Annotated in this window: 14 protein-coding genes and 2 tRNA genes; 8 read left to right on the forward strand and 8 right to left on the reverse strand. The window is 52.9% G+C overall.

Annotation, left to right across the window (positions count from 1 at the left end; all coding sequences use genetic code 11):
- The first annotated feature begins 276 nt into the window (after positions 1-276).
- Positions 277-1413 (forward strand): DUF2336 domain-containing protein, encoded by a 1137-nt coding sequence (locus tag WA318_RS06370; RefSeq protein ID WP_114099516.1) that lies wholly within the window; start codon positions 277-279, stop codon positions 1411-1413.
- Positions 1414-1558: 145 nt separating this feature from the next.
- Here WA318_RS06370 and WA318_RS06375 read toward each other — a convergent pair whose 3' ends face one another.
- From WA318_RS06375 to WA318_RS06390, 4 genes are all read right to left on the reverse strand, one after another.
- On the reverse strand, positions 1559-2950 hold the full coding sequence (locus tag WA318_RS06375; RefSeq protein ID WP_114099515.1) for a TRAP transporter large permease: 1392 nt from the start codon (positions 2948-2950) through the stop codon (positions 1559-1561).
- 21 nt (positions 2951-2971) lie between these two features.
- Positions 2972-3556, reverse strand: a complete 585-nt coding sequence (locus WA318_RS06380) for a TRAP transporter small permease subunit (RefSeq protein ID WP_114099514.1) — start codon at positions 3554-3556, stop codon at positions 2972-2974.
- Between the two features lie 110 nt (positions 3557-3666).
- Positions 3667-4728 (reverse strand): TRAP transporter substrate-binding protein, encoded by a 1062-nt coding sequence (locus WA318_RS06385; RefSeq protein WP_114099513.1) that lies wholly within the window; start codon positions 4726-4728, stop codon positions 3667-3669.
- A 575-nt stretch (positions 4729-5303) separates the two neighbouring features.
- Positions 5304-5380 (reverse strand) — tRNA-Pro (locus WA318_RS06390).
- Positions 5381-5733: 353 nt separating this feature from the next.
- On the opposite strand from WA318_RS06390, the gene WA318_RS06395 reads away from it, so the two are divergent.
- A complete protein-coding gene (locus WA318_RS06395) occupies positions 5734-7074 on the forward strand; it encodes a diguanylate cyclase (protein ID WP_336080331.1) in 1341 nt (446 codons plus the stop codon).
- 49 nt (positions 7075-7123) lie between these two features.
- Entirely contained in the window at positions 7124-7876 is a 753-nt protein-coding gene (locus WA318_RS06400; protein ID WP_336080441.1) for a substrate-binding periplasmic protein, read from the forward strand.
- Positions 7877-7995: 119 nt separating this feature from the next.
- Here WA318_RS06400 and WA318_RS06405 read toward each other — a convergent pair.
- Both WA318_RS06405 and WA318_RS06410 read right to left on the reverse strand, forming a co-directional pair.
- Positions 7996-8072, reverse strand: a tRNA-Pro gene (locus tag WA318_RS06405).
- A 99-nt stretch (positions 8073-8171) separates the two neighbouring features.
- Positions 8172-9209, reverse strand: a complete 1038-nt coding sequence (locus WA318_RS06410) for a polyprenyl synthetase family protein (RefSeq protein ID WP_114099059.1) — start codon at positions 9207-9209, stop codon at positions 8172-8174.
- 254 nt (positions 9210-9463) lie between these two features.
- Between WA318_RS06410 and WA318_RS06415 the strand changes: the two genes are divergently transcribed.
- Positions 9464-9724 carry a putative signal transducing protein gene (locus WA318_RS06415; RefSeq protein WP_114099060.1) on the forward strand — a complete coding sequence of 87 codons (261 nt, stop codon included), beginning with the start codon at positions 9464-9466 and terminating at the stop codon, positions 9722-9724.
- Positions 9725-9749: 25 nt separating this feature from the next.
- Positions 9750-10535, forward strand: a complete 786-nt coding sequence (locus WA318_RS06420; protein ID WP_336080332.1) for a tRNA1(Val) (adenine(37)-N6)-methyltransferase — start codon at positions 9750-9752, stop codon at positions 10533-10535.
- On the opposite strand, the gene WA318_RS06425 is transcribed toward WA318_RS06420, so the two are convergent.
- Positions 10515-10853, reverse strand: a complete 339-nt coding sequence (locus tag WA318_RS06425; RefSeq protein ID WP_336080333.1) for a hypothetical protein — start codon at positions 10851-10853, stop codon at positions 10515-10517. The genes WA318_RS06420 and WA318_RS06425 overlap by 21 nt on opposite strands.
- 246 nt (positions 10854-11099) lie before the next feature.
- On the opposite strand from WA318_RS06425, the gene WA318_RS06430 reads away from it, so the two are divergent.
- The 3 genes from WA318_RS06430 (at position 11100) to ppdK (ending at position 16798) form a co-directional block, all read left to right on the forward strand.
- Positions 11100-11990 (forward strand): glycine--tRNA ligase subunit alpha, encoded by an 891-nt coding sequence (locus WA318_RS06430; RefSeq protein WP_336080334.1) that lies wholly within the window; start codon positions 11100-11102, stop codon positions 11988-11990.
- Positions 11991-11993: 3 nt separating this feature from the next.
- On the forward strand, positions 11994-14057 hold the full coding sequence (glyS, locus tag WA318_RS06435) for a glycine--tRNA ligase subunit beta (RefSeq protein WP_336080335.1): 2064 nt from the start codon (positions 11994-11996) through the stop codon (positions 14055-14057).
- Between the two features lie 74 nt (positions 14058-14131).
- Positions 14132-16798, forward strand: coding sequence for a pyruvate, phosphate dikinase (gene ppdK / locus WA318_RS06440; protein WP_336080336.1), 2667 nt, complete (start codon positions 14132-14134; stop codon positions 16796-16798).
- Positions 16799-16844: 46 nt separating this feature from the next.
- Here ppdK and WA318_RS06445 read toward each other — a convergent pair whose 3' ends face one another.
- The gene (locus WA318_RS06445) at positions 16845-17522 is read right to left on the reverse strand and encodes a hypothetical protein (RefSeq protein WP_336080337.1); all 678 of its coding nucleotides are present in this window, start codon (positions 17520-17522) and stop codon (positions 16845-16847) included.
- Positions 17523-17618: the final 96 nt, after the last annotated feature.

Consider the following 17618-nt stretch of genomic DNA (forward strand, 5'->3'; position numbering starts at 1 on the left):
ACATATGGGGTTCTTGAGCTTCATCAATTCGACGTGGCAAAGCCTTTGATGCTCTGAATATGTGGGGTGTGCAAACGGGGTTGTCCGATAAAATCTGGCCGCAGGGCTGATAAACCGCATCCTTGCCGGTTTTGCAGGCAAGGGGAACCGCAGGATGTTTGAAAATCAGGAACTTGTCGCCGTTTTGGGGAAAATATGTTTGTCGATTTATTGCCAGAAGTATAATGTGCATATGTAAATTGGCAGCCAGTTGAGAAGCGTGCCAGGAGATATCTATTGCCACGTATCACAAAAGACGATCTGAATAAGCTGGTTCAGGACCCTTCAGGGCAAAACCGTGCTGAGACAGCCGATAAGATTAGCCGTGAGTTTTCCACAGATACGCTCTCTGACAGTGAACGTGTTCTGGCTGAAGATATCTTTCGTCTGATGATCCGCGATGCCGAGGTCCGCGTGCGCAAGGCGCTTGCAAAGAACCTCGCGCAGACACCACTTGTTCCTCATGACGTGGCAGCGACTTTGGCGCGCGACGTTGATGAAGTCGCTCTTCCGGTTCTTGAATTCTCCGAAGTTCTCAACGACGACGATCTGGTCGATATCATCGGCGACAATGCCGACAGCGTTGAAAAGCAGCGCGCCATCGCGTCGCGTGCCTATGTTTCGGAAATTGTTTCGGCCACGCTTGTTGATATCGGCCATGAAGATGTGATGGTCGACCTTATGTCGAACCAGGGGGCCGAGATCAGCGAAGTGTCGCTGCAGAAGGTCGTTACCGACTTTGGCGATAACGAACGCATCCAGAAGCCAATGATCGAACGCAATCATTTGCCGATCACGATTGCCGAACGACTGGTGACGCTGGTGTCTGACCGCATGCGGTCACAACTGATTTCACGCGGGCATATCCCCGAGGGCATCGTAAATGCCGTCATGACCCAATCGCAGGAAAGTGCCACCATCGGCCTTCTGGGCGAGGGGGTAGAAGACCGTGATGTCGAATTGCTTGTCGAACATCTTTATGCCAATAACCGCCTGACCAGTGGCCTTATCCTGCGGGCCCTGTGCATGGGGGATGTTTCATTCTTTGAAGCGGCCCTTGCCAAGCGGGCAGGTGTATCGCTGATCAATACCCGCATTCTCATTCATGACAGCGGGCCTTTTGGTCTTGAGGCGATCTACAACAAGGCCAAGCTTCCCGAACATTTCTTCCCGGGTGTGCGTGCTGCTATTGAAGTTGCCCGTGAGACAACCTTTGACGGGGGGGAGCAGGACAAGGAACGTTATTCACGCCGGATGATCGAACGGGTACTGACCCAGTATGGTGATCTTGGTGTGGAATTTGATTCCGACGATGTGGATTATCTGATGGGCCGCATGCTGCAATTGCCAAGCGAACGGGCTTTGCACAATTAATCTCGATCATCATTCTATCACATTATGAACCGCCCGATCTTTGATCCGGGCGGTTTTGTTTTGGCAAGCTGATTGACAGTCTGATCATCAGGCAAACAAAAAAGGCGCTGCCCGAAAGCAGCGCCTGATAAGAAATCTGTCCGGTTTATTCAAGGAATGTATTTGGCATCCACAATGCCAGTTCCGGGAAATACATCACCATAATAAGACCAAGGACCTGCAAGAGCACAAAGGGAATGATGCCTTTGTAAATCTGCTGGATCGAGATCGATTTTGGCGCCACGCCTTTGAGATAGAACAGGGCAAACCCGAAGGGGGGCGTCAGGAAGCTTGTTTGCAGGTTCACCGCAACAAGCACCGCAAACCAGGTCAGAATCTGTGCTTCGCTTGCCTGAATACCGCCGATATCAAGGTGATGGCCAAAATCAAGCTGGGCAATGACCGGTGCAAAGATCGGCAGAACGATCAGGGTGATCTCAACCCAGTCAAAGAAGAAGCCGAGAATGAAGACGATCATCATCAGCAAAAGCAGAATGCCCCAAGAGCCAAGACCGGCACTTTCGACAAGGTCAATGACAAGATCATCACCACCAAGCGAACGGAACACATAGGAGAATACCGTCGCACCGGCAAACAGGAAGAACAGCATCGCACCGGTCAGCGCAGAGCGTTCGCAAACGTCTTTCAGAACCGGCCATTTCAGACGGCCTTTAACCAGCGCCAGGAAGGTCGCACCAACCGCACCGACGCCTGCGGCTTCGGTGGGGGTTGCAAAACCGGCAAAGATGGAACCCAGCACCAGAACAATCAGGAAGACCGGCGGCAGGAAGCTGCGCAGCATCATGCGCACCAGATCCATGCCGTGAACGGCTTCGCCTTCTGGAAGGGGCGGTGCCAATGACGGATTAATCTGGCAACGGACAAAGATATAGACCGTATACAAGCTTGCCAGAAGAAGACCCGGAATGATGGCTGCAAGGAACAGGTTGCCAACCGAAACCGACAACAGATCGGACATCAGAACCAGCATGATCGATGGCGGGATCAGAATGCCCAGCGTACCGGATGCAGCAATTGTTCCTGTGGCAAGGGATGGATCATAGTTACGACGCATCATGACCGGCAGGGCCAGAAGGGTCATCATCACAACCGATGCGCCAATAATGCCGGTGGTTGCGGCCATGATCGTCCCCATCAGGGTGACAGACAGTGCCAAACCACCTGGAACCTTGCGCAGGAGCATGTTCAGGCATTCCAGAAGGTCTTCTGCAACGCCACTTTTTTCAAGCATCGTACCCATGTAAATGAACATCGGCACGGCAACCATCACCATGTTCTCGGAGATGCCGCCCCAGATACGTGAAACGATATTGAAAAATTCAATAAAAGAGAAAACGTCATAGGCCATTCCGAGGAAGCCAAAGGCGATCCCGATACCCGAAATGACAAATGCTACCGGAAGCCCCGTGAAGACAAGAATGCCGAGAGAGGCAAACATGAACAGCGGAAACCAGTCTTCGATATAGAAGTTACCCATTTGGAATTATCCCCGTTCCGCTTAGTCTTCTATCTTGGCGATGTCGCCAAGATCTGCATGGTGAGTTCCGACATAGTAACCGGCCCGCTTGTGCAGGTTGGTCGGACCAAAGACAAAGACGAAGCATTTCAGGAAGATCGAAAGCCCCGCCATGGCGAGAAGGCCAAAGCCGATAGGAATGGTGGATTTGATGATCCAGCGATGAGTCAAGCCGGTCGTTGCCGCCGAAACTTCGTGGTTTTCAAAAGACCGGGCAACAAAATCGAAACCGAAATACATAACCAGTGCGCAGAACGGCAATACGCAGACAATACCGCCAATCATTTCGACGATGGCGCGTGTGCGCGGACGCAGATTATCGCGGATGAGTTCAATGCGAACGTGGGAATCACGAACATAGGCATATCCAAAGCACAGCATGAACAGGCCGGTGTGGAGGTGCCATTCAAGCTCTTGAAGCTTGATCGATCCCTGTCCGCCAAATTTGCGCTGGATCACGTCATAAATGATGACGAACATAAGTGGTATTGCAAGCAGTGCTGCAAGTTTCCCCACACGGGTAACAACATTATCAATGCCGTCACTGAATTTTAATAGCGCTTCCATAGAAAGTCTCCCGGGTCTTTTATTCGCGGTCAAGGCCGGGAGCACTTGGCACCCGGCCTTGCCGAGACTTGTTCTTATTGACTGCCTAGCAGTCAGTCAGACCTGTCGGATTAATCGAGATAGCCGATGTCTTTCCAGATTTTGTAGTTCGCACGGAACTCCTGGAGGCTGTCATATGCCATTTTGAAGTTGGCATCTTCAGCCGAAAGCTCACCAGCAACTTCTTCCCATGCACCGCGCATTGCGTCGAGCATTTCAGGCGACCATTTCTTGATGTTGACGCCTTTTTCCTGCAGCTCTTTCAGAGCCGAGAACTGGATTGCTTCACCTTCAGCGAAACCATAAGCAAGGTTGTCGTTACATACGGCTTCAATTTGGGCCTGCTGGGTTTTGTCCAGTGCGTCCCATTTTTCCTTGTTCATCATCAGATCGAACAGGGTGGACTGCTGGTGCCAGCCCGGGAAGTAGTAGAACTTGGCGACCTGATGGAAGCCGAGTTTCAGGTCAATTGCCGGCATGGAGAATTCGGTTGCATCAATGGTGCCGAGTTCAAGTGCCGGATAGATGTCGCCAGCCGAAAGAAGCTGGGTCGAAACACCGAGCTTTTCCATGACTTTTGCGCCAAGACCGAAGAAGCGCATTTTCAGACCTTTGAGGTCTTCAACCGAGTTGATCTCCTTGGAGAACCAGCCCGAAGCTTCCGGTGCGATCAGGCCGCAGAACAGCGACTTGATGCCATGTTCGGCATAAAGCTTGTCAAAGATTTCCTGACCGCCGCCAAACTTGACCCATGCCAGATATTCACCAGCCTGCGGACCGAACGGAACGGCACCAAACAGCTGAAGTGCGGGAACTTTACCCGCCCAGTAACCCGGGGTGGAGAAAGCTGCATCGATCGACCCGGTTGAAACAGCGTCGAAAACTTCAAGTGCAGGAACAAGTGCGCCCGGCTCATAGAACTTGATGTTGATGTTGCCACCGGAAACTTCGTCAATTTTATCATCAACACGTTTACCAAGCGTACCAAGCTGGGTCAGGCTGCCCGGATAGGTGGAGCCCATTTTCCAGCGAACACGCTCCTGAGCATTTGCATCAGACGGCGCAGCAGAGAATGCAGCTGCAGCAAGAACAGCGGCACAGGTTGCCGACTTGAGCAATTTAGAAAAAGTCATTCGTCTTCCTCCCTAAGAAGTCCGAAATTGGTAATACCACGTGAGGCCGACTACCGCCTTTTGCTTTTATTATTGGGGCGGTTTTCTCCCCGATCTTTATGTTGCAGGGCGAAGCATAAGCGTATTTCGCAAGTATGAGCAAGTTTGTTTCGCCGTTTGCGCAAGAAAATATCTTTGCAGTTGCGTGAAAAATAACTTGCATCACTATTCAAAAGTAGGAAATGCGCACTGAATTGCGTATTTCCTGCGGGGTTGAGCGGTATAGCCGTTACTACCCTAGAAAGCTGGAAGAATTTGTCGTTTGACCGAATTTAATAGGGGGGAGACGGCTTTTTGCCGTATGGAATCGGGGAAGAAAATACTCGGAGGGTGGGGGGGCTTAGCGGAATGGATAGGGTCGGTTCATAGCCATCACCATCACAGGCCCGATTTTCCCGACCGGTATTTGCGGGTGCAAAATTGTCTTCAAGCACGGCGAATGATGCCCGTGTCAAGCACCCGTCACGATGAACGGTGGGCTTAAGCCTGGCTGAAATGAAAACGGGCGGTCTTTCAATGAAAGACCGCCCGACTGATGGTCGGAGCGAGAGGATTCGAACCTCCGACCCCTGCCTCCCGAAGACAGTGCTCTACCAGGCTGAGCTACGCTCCGTCAGTGGGCGGATGTTTAGCCCTTCTTTTCGGGCGGATCAAGCATAATCCGGCTGTTTCGGGGAAAAAATTCGATCAGTTGCCTTGCTTCGCATAAGGGTTGTTGGGGGATGAAATAAAATCGCCTGCGGGATGTGATTTTCTGGGGCAAAACAGAACAAGATCACGGGCAAGACGGCAACTGACAGTTGGGGGCGTGTTCGTCATGTTTGCATGCGGACTGGAGACGTCGCAGTTGAAGCGGGCAACTCCCGATTTTCTCAGCGAAACAGGATAACCTGCCAGACGAGTTACAAATAGCTCGCCTAACATTGCATACACATTATATTCGAAGTTGCGCTCGAAACGCCTGTAGTGATTGGGCGACAGATAGATTCGCTAAAGCCTGAAGTTTGTCGGGAAGTTTTGATTTCTATGTTTACCAGTTTTATTCGTCCCAAGAATCTGTCTCAAAAATTGATGCGCGTGATTTTCTCCATCTATTTGGGGGTGTCTGCTCTTGTGACAGGTGGGCAGTTTCTCACTGAATATCTGAAAACGCAGGACTCGATCCAAGGCGAACTGGAACAGTTGGAACAAACCGTCAGGGACTCTGTTGCAACCAGCTTATGGCAATATAATCAAAAGCAACTCGACGCACTTGTTGTCGGGCTTCTCAAGATGCCAATTATTGTTGGTGTCGATATATTCGATAATAACGCGAAGGTTCTTGTCTCAAGGCGGTCATATGAGGAAGGTGCAGCCCCACTGTCACTTTTTGACACGGAATCTGAACTGTCATGGCTTCTGAACAATACAAAAATAGCGTTGGGGACGCTTAAACTTTACTCGTCTTCTCAGGTGGTTCTGGACCGTGTCCTGTTCGGGTTTGCGCTGATTGCGATTACGGCAATTGTCAAACTGACTGTCTTGTTCCTGTTGTTCATTTGGGCGCTGGACCGCTTTCTTGCCAAGCCATTGAAAGAATTGATGTCACAGGTTGACGAGGTCCAGCTTGGTGAAAAAGGCAGGGAGCGCATCAAACTTTCCGTTGTTGAAGAAAACGAAATCAGCAAGCTTCAAGAGCATATGAACAAGATGCTCTGCGCGATGGAAAACGCGCAGAATAAATTGCTCCAGGATGAACAGAGCAAGCGGATGTGGCTTGAGGAAGCCGTCGCAAAGCGGACAGAGGAACTACAGGTCCTTAATGACAAGCTGCGCGACCTTGCGGCTTATGATTCTCTGACCCGGGCACTGAACCGTGGCAGCTTTATTGAAACGGCGAGGCAAATGCTTGTTCAGGCGCGTTCAGATAAATCAGCTGCGTCATTCATTCTGATGGATCTGGACCGTTTCAAGGCCATCAACGATACATACGGTCATTTCGCGGGTGACCAGGTTCTTATTCACTTCACCCAAGCGGTTCAAAGATTGCTGCGTGAAAGCGACCTTTTCGGTCGTCTCGGCGGTGAGGAATTTGCGGTGTTCCTGCCGGATACAGGTATTGATGAGGCCGTCAGGCTTGCCGACCGTCTAAGGCAGTCAATTGGCGAGGCCAGGCTGGAAGTTGATGCTCAAACAATCACCTATACAGTAAGCCTTGGTGTTTCGTCGTCCCGTCATGGCGATGCTTCTATCGAGGAACTGTTTAAACAGGCTGATGTGAAGCTTTATGGTGCCAAGGAAAAGGGACGCGACCGTGTCGAAATGTAAAAACGTGAAGCCTTTGTCAGTCCTGATGGCAGTTCTTCTTGTAGCTGGTATGTCCGGCATTGCACGGGCAGATACGCTCAAGGTTTGCTACGATCAGTGGGCACCGATGACGATCTTTCCTACTGATGGCGAGGCCGGACGTGGTGTCGTGATCGATATGCTTGACGAAATATACGCGTCAAAAGGCTATGGCATTGAATATTACGAAGTCCCTTTGGCGCGCGGGATTGCCATGGTTGCGGACGGCGGCTGCGATATGTTGCCGGAATACGTATATGTCAAAGAGGCGGAAAAGGATGTCGTGTATGCCGAGGAAAAAACATTTGCCTACACAACGGCCTTCGTTATCCGTCGAAACGATCCTTGGCGCTATGACGGTGTCCAATCAATAGTGGGCAAGCGTGTGGCGACTGGCCCCGGCTGGGATTACAGTGCGGCCAGCATCAATTATCAGAACTATATCGATGATCCGGAAAACGCCGAATTTGTTGAAGTGATTTCCGGCTACGATGATGTGGTGGACCGGATATTCACCATGATCAAGGAAGGCCGTGTTGATCTGTATGCAGATAACGAACTGGTTCTTCAGTATGTTTTAAATCGTCTGGGCATGAATGACGATCTGCAGGTTGTGCGACCGGGGCTGGAAAAGAAGCTGGTCGAAAGAGCAATCTTTTCGAAAAAAATGCCTGACGAGCGCAGGCATGAACTTATCAGGATATGGAATGAGGGGCGCATCGCGATGAAGGGAGAAAGAGAACAATTCTTCCTGCAGAAATATGATGTCACCTTTGAGGAATAGGGCGCACCAGGTGCCAGTGTCATCCACGATGGCGCAAAGGTGCGGTGTCCGGAATGCCTGAACGAAAAACGCCCCAGCATTTCTGCTGGGGCGTACGACCTTGATATTTCTATCAAATTTGGTCGGAGCGAGAGGATTCGAACCTCCGACCCCTGCCTCCCGAAGACAGTGCTCTACCAGGCTGAGCTACGCTCCGTCATTCTGCGAAGCCGGGTGATACTGGTTTCTGGAAGATGACGCAAGATATTTTTGCGTCAAACCCGGACGACCCCGGCATGCAATATGGGTATGGCCCTTAATAAGGGCGGGAAATACAGAATTCCACGGCTTCGATCATGGCATCCTTGATGGCGCCATCTTCAAAGCGTGACAGTGTTTCAATCGCCATCTGACCATATTCGCGGGCGCGATCCATTGATGCGTCCAGTGCATCATATTTGCGGATCAGGGTCTGGGCGCGGTCGAGATCACCCTCCTCGAAATTCTGGTCTTCCATGCAGCGACGCCAGAATGCTTTTTCTTCGTCGTCACCCTTGGCATAGGAAATGATCACCGGCAGTGTTACCTTGCCGTCGCGGAAATCATCGCCAACGGTTTTGCCAAGCGTTGCCTGATGGGCTGAATAATCAAGAACATCGTCGATAAGCTGGAAGGCAGTACCAAGATAGATGCCATACAGACGAAGGGCTTCCTCGTCCTCGGCCGAACGGTTGGCAATCACGGCACCAATCTGGGACGCGGCACCAAAGAGGGCAGCGGTCTTGGCGGTAATGACCTCAAGATAGGCTTCTTCGGACGTGCTCATGTCATTGGCGGTCGACAGCTGAAGAACTTCGCCCTCGGCAATGACGGCGGATGCCTGAGCCAGAATATCCAGAACGCGCAGCGATCCGGTTTTGACCATGACGACAAAGGCGCGCGCAAACAGGAAGTCACCGACCAGAACGCTTGCTTCGTTTCCAAACAGGGCATTTGCCGATGCCTGACCACGGCGCAGCTGGCTTTCATCGACCACGTCATCATGCAGAAGGGTTGCAGTGTGAATGAATTCAACGCAAGCCGCCAGATCAACTGCATCGGGACCGTCGCCATAGCCGCAAAGGCGGGCAGAAGCCAATGTCAGCATCGGGCGCATGCGTTTGCCACCTGCTGCGACAAGATGTGTAGCCAATTGCGGAATCAGGGCGACTTCGCTGTGCATATTGTCGATGATCACCTGATTGACGCGTTTCATATCGGCGTCAACAAGATTGACCAGTGAATCAAGGCTCGGCTGAGTCTTAGGCTGCGGTGCGGTATTGGTCACGCTGTATTCCGACTTTTTCAAGGGCATCTTCGCTGCCTGAATTCGGCGAAGATCGCAAATAACACCAGGCGGCCTCAACATAGATAGGCCAAGGCATCATGGTCAAGTGGACAAATGTCATCAGGGCATGCACGAATCTTGCGATAAATTGCGGTTTTGTCGGTGGAATTTTGAAAAACCTGTCTGCAAACCCCTACATTATATTACATATCGTCAGTTCTTGTGAGCCCGATCCAAAGGTGTAGGGGCGCCGGAACTGCAAACTTTCAGGGGAAAAGCATATGATCGAACTCTTTCGCAGCAATGATCCGATCGAACTGAGCTGGGCCCAGTCGGTCTTGGCGGACGAAGGAATCACCAGTCATATTTTTGATTATCACTCCAGCATCCTTGAAGGATCGATCGGCGCACTTTCCCGTCGCCTGATGGTCGATAACGAAGAAGAAAGCCGGGCGAAATACATTCTCGATATTGCCAGACGCGATCTGGATGCCCATAACGCTGCCAATGATTCATCGCGTGACGCGATGGCACAGGAATAACCCGACATTCAGGACCCTTGACCGGATGGCAAGTGCAGTTGCAACCATAGAAGTTCCCGACTTCCCCGAAGCCCGGATAAGCCACGATTATCTGTTAGGCGGATCGGTGACGTTGAAACAGCCTGTTGACGGTTACCGCGCTGCCGTTGATGCGGTGTTGCTGGCAGCTGCTGTGTCGGTCAATTCCCATCGTGATGAGAAAATTCTCGATGTTGGTGCAGCTGTCGGATCGGCCGGGCTTTGTGTTGCCAAGCGTCTTGAAAAAGCAAAGGTCACCGGGGTTGAACTGCAAGACGATCTCTATGCGCTGTTTTGTCGCAACGTGATGGAAAACGGTTTGGCTGATCGGGTGACTCCGATCCACGGTGATATCAATAACGCAAGTCTGCCACTGGTTGCTGAAAGCTTTGATCAGGTTATTTCCAATCCGCCCTATTACGCCGGGGGTACGCGTCCGGCCAATGAAAGCCGTGCCACGGCCCATCAGGAAGGCAGTGCGGATCTGAAAAACTGGATCGGGTTCTGTTTGAAGATGGTGCGTCAAAAGGGGCGCATTACCCTTGTTCACCGTGCAGATCATCTTGACCGGATTATCGGGCTTTTGCACGGGCGGGCCGGGGACATGACAGTTTATCCGATCTGGAGCAAGGCCGACGCGGACGCACCGCTGCGTGTGATTGTTCAAGCCAGAAAAGGTGTTGCATCACCGCTGACCTTGCGTCGCGGACTTGTTCTTCATGATGCTGCGGGCACCTATTTGCCGCAAACCGATGAACTTTTGCGCAATCCCTTACCATTGCCCGGTTTCTAATTTGTGCATATTTGCATATAAGTGCGACATGGCTGCGGTCTTTGCCGCAGAAATCATGGTGCTTTGGGATCGGACATGCTGAGCTTTTCGAAAATCATTTTTACGGCCTTGGTCATCGTTGTCGTCTGGCAAGGCTTCAAGCTGTTTAACCGCGCCAAGCAGGTTTCCAGAAATGAGCAGCCCAAGCAAACCCGCCACCATAAAAAAGAACAATCGGGTTCTGTCGCCCAGGAAATGGAAAAGTGCCCCGATTGCGGCGTTTACCATGCCGAAGGCAGCGCGCATCGTTGCGATGCCTGATTTCTGCTTTTTTCCCAAGTTATCCGGACAAAACCCGTTTGATCGGGATGTGTAAGACTTTGGGTGAAACTGCCCTTATTTTGCTTGGAATTCCCGCTCTGATCGCCGATCTATATTGCTGCGATGCGGTATGAGACGGTGAGCGGGGATGCAAGGGTTGCAAATTCAGCGTGTCTCAGGGCTTTTGCGTTCTTGACCGCGAGGGGGCAGGGCGGTAGCTTGCCGCTCTAAATTTATAGACAACAGTAATAGAGAGTTCGCGCCATGGCGCTCGACGGGTCGCAACGTCCCCCTTCATTCCAGGAAATCATTCTTCGACTGCAAAGCTATTGGGCTGATCAGGGTTGTGTCATCCTGCAGCCATATGACTTGGAAGTCGGTGCCGGTACCTTCCATACCGCGACAACCTTGCGCGCGCTTGGTCCGGAAACCTGGAATGTGGCTTATGTGCAGCCCTGCCGTCGCCCGACCGATGGTCGTTATGGAGAGAACCCGAACCGTTTGCAGCATTATTACCAGTTCCAGGTTCTGATGAAGCCGTCACCGGCCAATTCGCAGGATCTGTATCTTGGGTCGCTGAAACATCTGGGTATTGATCCGATGGCCCATGACATCCGCTTTGTCGAAGATGACTGGGAAAGCCCGACCCTTGGTGCATGGGGCCTTGGCTGGGAAGTCTGGCTCGACGGGATGGAAGTCACCCAGTTCACCTACTTCCAGCAGGTCGGCGGTTATGAATGTAACCCGGTCCCGGTCGAGCTGACCTATGGTCTGGAACGTCTAGCGATGTATATCCAGGGCGTGGAAAACGTTTATGACCTTGATTACAATGGTCAGGGCGTGACCTATGGCGAAGTGTTCCTTCAGAACGAAGTTGAACAATCGACCTATAACTTTGAAGTCGCGAACACCGATATGCTGTTCGCTCACTTCAAGGATGCACAGGCCGAGTGTGCGGTGAATATCGAACGCGGTCTGGCACTTCCGGCCTATGAGCAGGCTATGAAAGCAAGCCATCTCTTTAACCTTCTTGATGCGCGCGGCGTAATTTCGGTTACCGAACGTGCGGCCTATATCGGTCGTGTTCGTGACATGTCGAAATCCTGCTGCGAAGCGTGGCTGCGGTCGCGCGGCCATCTGAAAGAGGAGGCATAAGTTATGGCCGAGTTGCTGCTTGAACTGTTTTCCGAAGAAATTCCTGCCCGCATGCAGGCCCGTGCCGCTGAAGACCTGTCGAAACTGGTGACCGATGGCCTCAAGGCCGCTGATCTTGCCTTTGACAAGGTCGAAGCACTGGTAACCCCGCGCCGTTTGGCTCTGATCATTGACGGTCTTCCGGAAAAACAGCCTGACCTGCGCGAAGAACGCCGCGGTCCGCGTGCTGACGCTCCGGAAAAAGCCATTAGCGGCTTCCTTGCCGGAAATGGTGTGACCCTTGATCAATGTGAAAAGCGCGAAACCCCCAAGGGTGTTTTCCTCTTCGCCATTGTCGAGCAGAAAGGTCGCCCCGCATCCGACGTCCTGAAGGACATCATCGAAGATGCGATGAACAAACTGCCATGGCCGAAATCCATGCGCTGGGCCGATCACAAGGTACGCTGGGTCCGTCAGCTTGACCGTATCCTGTGCCTGTTTGACGGCAAGGTGATCCCGGTATCCTATGGCCCGGTAACGGCTGGTGACAGCACTCGTGGTCATCGCTTCCTTGCACCGGCTGAATTCAGCGTTGCCAATGGCGCGGACTACAAGGAAAAACTTCGCGCCGCCAAGGTCATGCTTGACCGTGAAGAGCGCAAGCAGGTCATTCTTGATGGTGCCAGGAAACTGGCCGCCGCAGAAGGGGTCACGCTTCTGGAAGATAACGGTCTTCTCGAAGAGGTCTGTGGTCTGGTTGAGTGGCCGGTGCCGGTTATGGGCAAGGTTGATGACCAGTTCATGGATATCCCGCGCGAAGTTCTTGAAACCTCGATGCGTGAACATCAGAAATATTTCGTTGTTGAAGACAAGGACGGCAAGCTTGCCGCGCGCTTCATCACCATTTCGAACATGGTAACTGCTGACAACAACGCCAAGATCATTGCTGGTAACGAGCGTGTTCTGCGTGCGCGTCTGCATGATGCCAAGTTCTTCTGGGATCAGGATCGGAAAGTGACGCTGCAATCGCGTCTGCCGAAACTTGATAACATCGTCTTCCACGCCAAGCTTGGGTCGCTTGCAGAACGTGTTCTGCGTCTTCGTGGCCTTGCGCGTGAACTGTCTGCCGACATTCCGAATTGCAATGTCAAACTGGCAGACCGTGCGGCCGAGATCGGCAAGGCCGACCTGGTGTCGCAGATGGTGTTCGAATTCACTGAACTTCAGGGACTGATGGGTAAATACTACGCCGAGAATGATGGCGAAGCCCCGGAAGTCGCCAATGCCATTGCTGAACATTATGCACCTGCCGGTCCGTCGGATAGCTGTCCGACTGCCCCGGTTTCTGTTGCTGTTGCACTGGCAGAGAAGCTCGACACCCTTGCCGGGTTCTTTACCATCGACGAAAAACCGACCGGTTCAAAAGACCCGTTCGCGCTGCGTCGTGCGGCACTGGGCGTCATCCGTCTGGTTCTGGAAAACGGGTTGCGTATGCCGCTGCGTCGCGCATTCGCATTCGCGGTTTCCCAGTACCCGGCAGCCATTCGTCGTGACGAGGCGGTCGAAGACCTTCTGGCCTTCTTTGCTGACCGCCTGAAAGTCCATCTGCGTGAACAGGGGGTGCGCCATGATCTGGTGTCTGCTGTGTTCGCGCTGGATGGCGAGGACGATCTTGTCCGCCTGCTGGCCCGTGTTGAAGCGCTTTCCGATTTTGTCTCTGGTGAAAGCGGCGTCAACCTTATGGCCGGCTACAAGCGTGCGTCCAATATTCTGCGCATCGAAGAGAAAAAGGACGATATGTCCTATGACGCGGATGTTTCCGCATCTCTTCTGCGCGAGGAAGAAGAACGCAAGCTGTATGAGGCGCTCATTGATGTCCGGCATAAGGCCTTGCCACTTCTGCGTGACGAGGATTACGCCGCGGCTATGACCGAATTTGCGCGGTTGCGTGAACCGGTCGATGCATTCTTCGAAAAGGTCACGGTAAATAGTGACAATGCAGACGAACGTGCCAACCGTCTCAAGCTGTTGGCACAAATTCGCACTGCGTTGCATGACATTGCCGACTTCTCGAAGATCGAGTCATAAATAGGTCAAGGTTGCGGGGCTTTCCCCATCCGGGGAGGCCCAAAGGGGCCTTGACCAGATGAGGAAAAGGCAAGATGACCAAATGGGTGTACGGTTTCGGTGGCGGTAGCGCCGAAGGCCGTTCGGATATGCGTGAACTTCTGGGTGGCAAGGGCGCGAACCTTGCTGAGATGAGCAATCTCGGACTTCCTGTTCCGCCCGGCTTTACCATTACAACCGAAGTTTGCACGGCGTTTTATGACAATGACCGTGCTTACCCGGCTGGTCTGGATTCCGAAGTTGAAAACGCGCTCGGCGCTGTTGAAAAGCTGGTCGGGCGCAAGTTTGGTGACGCGAAGGACCCGCTTCTTGTTTCGGTTCGCTCCGGTGCCCGTGCCTCGATGCCGGGCATGATGGACACGGTCCTTAACCTCGGTCTGAATGATGAAACCGTCGAAGGACTTGCAAAGGTTTCCGGTGATCGTCGTTTTGCCTATGACAGCTACCGCCGTTTCATCCAGATGTATGGCGATGTTGTTCTGGGTGTTGACCATTACCATTTCGAAGAAATCCTTGAGATGCACAAGGAAGACAAGGGCTATTCCCTTGATACCGAAATGGGTGCCGATGACTGGGCCGACGTCGTTGGGCAATTCAAAAAGAAAGTCCAGAGCGAGCTTGATGCACCCTTCCCGCAGGATCCGCGTGAACAGCTATGGGGCGCGATCGGGGCTGTATTTGGCAGCTGGATGAATGCGCGTGCCAACACCTATCGTCGCTTGCACAATATCCCGGCAAGCTGGGGAACGGCAGTCAACGTTCAGGCCATGGTGTTTGGCAATATGGGCGATGATTGCGCGACCGGTGTTTGTTTCTCGCGCAACCCGTCGACCGGTGAAAACCGCTTCTACGGCGAATATCTGATCAATGCACAGGGCGAAGACGTGGTTGCGGGCATCCGTACCCCGGCGCCGCTGACCAAGATTGAACGCGAAGAATCCGGTTCTGATCTGACGTCGATGGAAGAAGCTCTTCCGGGTGTCTTTGGCGAGCTTTGCGATATCCGTGACAAGCTTGAATCCCATTACCGCGACATGCAGGACATGGAATTCACCGTTGAATCGGGCAAACTTTACATGCTTCAGACCCGTGCTGGTAAACGTACGGCGAAGGCTGCCCTTCGCATCGCGGTTGAAATGTGTCGTGACGGTGTGATTTCGCAGGAAGATGCATTGCGTCGTGTCGATCCGGCACAGCTTGATCAGTTGCTTCACCCGACCCTTGATCCGGATGCCGAACGCAAGGTCGTTGGCATGGGCCTTCCGGCATCGCCGGGCGCAGCATCAGGTCAGATTGTGTTTTCGGCCGAGTCCGCCGAAGAATGGGTTTCAAACAAGGGCCGCAAGGTCATTCTGGTGCGTATTGAAACCAGCCCCGAAGATATCGCTGGCATGCATGCTGCCGAAGGTATTCTGACATCTCGCGGTGGCATGACCAGTCACGCAGCCGTGGTGGCACGTGGTATGGGGACGCCTTGCGTTTGTGGCGCTGGTGCAGTCAAGATCGACTATGCCAACAAGACGATGATTTCCGGCGGCGTAACCCTGAAAGAAGGGGATGTCATCACCCTTGATGGCAGTACCGGCGAAGTCATGCTGGGCGAGGTCGCCACCCTTAAACCCGATCTGTCTGGTGATTTTTCCCAGCTGATGGAATGGGCCGATGGTGTGCGTCGTCTGAAGGTTCGCACCAATGCCGAAACACCTGATGACGCCGAAACCGCACGTGGTTTCGGGGCCGAGGGTATTGGTCTTTGCCGTACCGAGCACATGTTCTTTGACCCGGCACGTATCATTTCCATGCGCGAGATGATCCTGGCCGAAACCGAGCAGGGGCGTCGTGCTGCGCTCGATAAGCTTCTGCCTTATCAGCGTCAGGACTTTATTGATCTGTTCCGGATCATGAAGGGTCTTCCCGTGACGATCCGTCTGCTCGATCCGCCGCTTCATGAATTCCTGCCCCATGGTGATGCCGAAATCGCCGAGGTGGCAAATGCAGCCGGTGTGTCCGAGGCGGTGGTAAAACGCCGTCTGCTTGATCTTGCCGAAGCCAACCCGATGCTGGGTCATCGCGGGTGCCGTCTTGGTATCAGCTATCCAGAAATCTATGAAATGCAGGCGCGCGCGATCTTTGAAGCAGCGATCGAAGTTTCAAAGGATGGCGGAGATCCGGTGATCCCGGAAATCATGATTCCGCTGATTGTCGGCAAGAAGGAACTTGAGATCCTCAAAGCCGCGATCATCAAGGTTGCTGCTGATGTCGAGACGGAGAAATCAGCCAAGCTGAACTTCCTTGTCGGCACGATGATTGAATTGCCGCGTGCGGCCCTGCGTGCGGGCGAGATTGCCGAAGAAGCCGAATTCTTCAGCTTCGGGACCAATGACCTCACCCAGACCACCTTTGGTCTGTCGCGTGATGATGCGTCGCGTTTCCTTGATACCTATATTGCCAAGGACATCTTCGCAGGTGACCCGTTTGTATCCCTTGATCAGGACGGAGTTGGTGAACTTGTTTCACTGGCCGCCGAGCGCGGTCGCGCAACCCGCAAGGACATCAAGCTTGGCATCTGTGGCGAACATGGCGGCGATCCGGCATCCATTGCCTTCTGCGAGGCACAGGGACTGGATTATGTTTCCTGTTCCCCTTACCGCGTGCCCATCGCACGTCTGGCTGCTGCGCAGGCGGCCCTTGCGCGCAAGTAAGATCGTTACAGGTAAATTCCGACGGCGGCAGGGAAACTTGCCGCCGTTATTTTTTTCCGATTTCAGAATTCGGATCATTGCGCTGCGCGATATGCTTCATCACCAGCATCCCGCCAACCGACAGACCGAGTAATAACAGGACGATCCCACCGATCTTGAACATCTTTTCGTACAGGATGGCACGGTGGAATTCGGCTTCTTGAAGATCGGTCATATGCGCAATGACTTCATCAAGGTGATCGCGATAGCGTTCTTCGGGCTTGAGCGTGCTTTCATAGCGCACCGCGCGAAGCAGCATATTGACGCGTTCAACTGCGTCGAAATAGTTCTCTTCGGTCATGCGCGCTTGCGCAAGCGTTGGACTAAGGCTTGGCTTTTCGCCAGCGCCCAGAAAATGTCCCGGATAATCTCTCAGATCAGGCCATTCATTTTCAATACAGTCGCTTACCGAGGTCACGATCGAGCCACAGGGTACTATTTTCTGCGGATAGAAACGTAACAATACGCCCTGTGCCATTTGCTTGATCTCGTTACCTTTACGGTTATAGACCTGCGTAATGGTTGCCAGTTCGGCACTGGTATCTGCGATCGACATGTCCGAAACCGGTTTGTCGCTGATACCGGGCGGGTTTTGCTTGGCAGAAATTGGCTGCGGGGATGCTACGATGACGCAGAATGCTGCGAACATTGCGATCACGTAGGGCGCGGCATGGCGCAGTTTCATTGTAAATACCTGTTTCATTCTGATCTTAACATAAGGGGGATCTACCCTTTCGAACAGGCCCGAATGTGAAACGGGCCCCGAAATTCGGGACCCGTG

This window comes from Thalassospira sp. CH_XMU1448-2, from assembly GCF_037027285.1.
Taxonomy (GTDB): domain Bacteria; phylum Pseudomonadota; class Alphaproteobacteria; order Rhodospirillales; family Thalassospiraceae; genus Thalassospira; species Thalassospira profundimaris_C.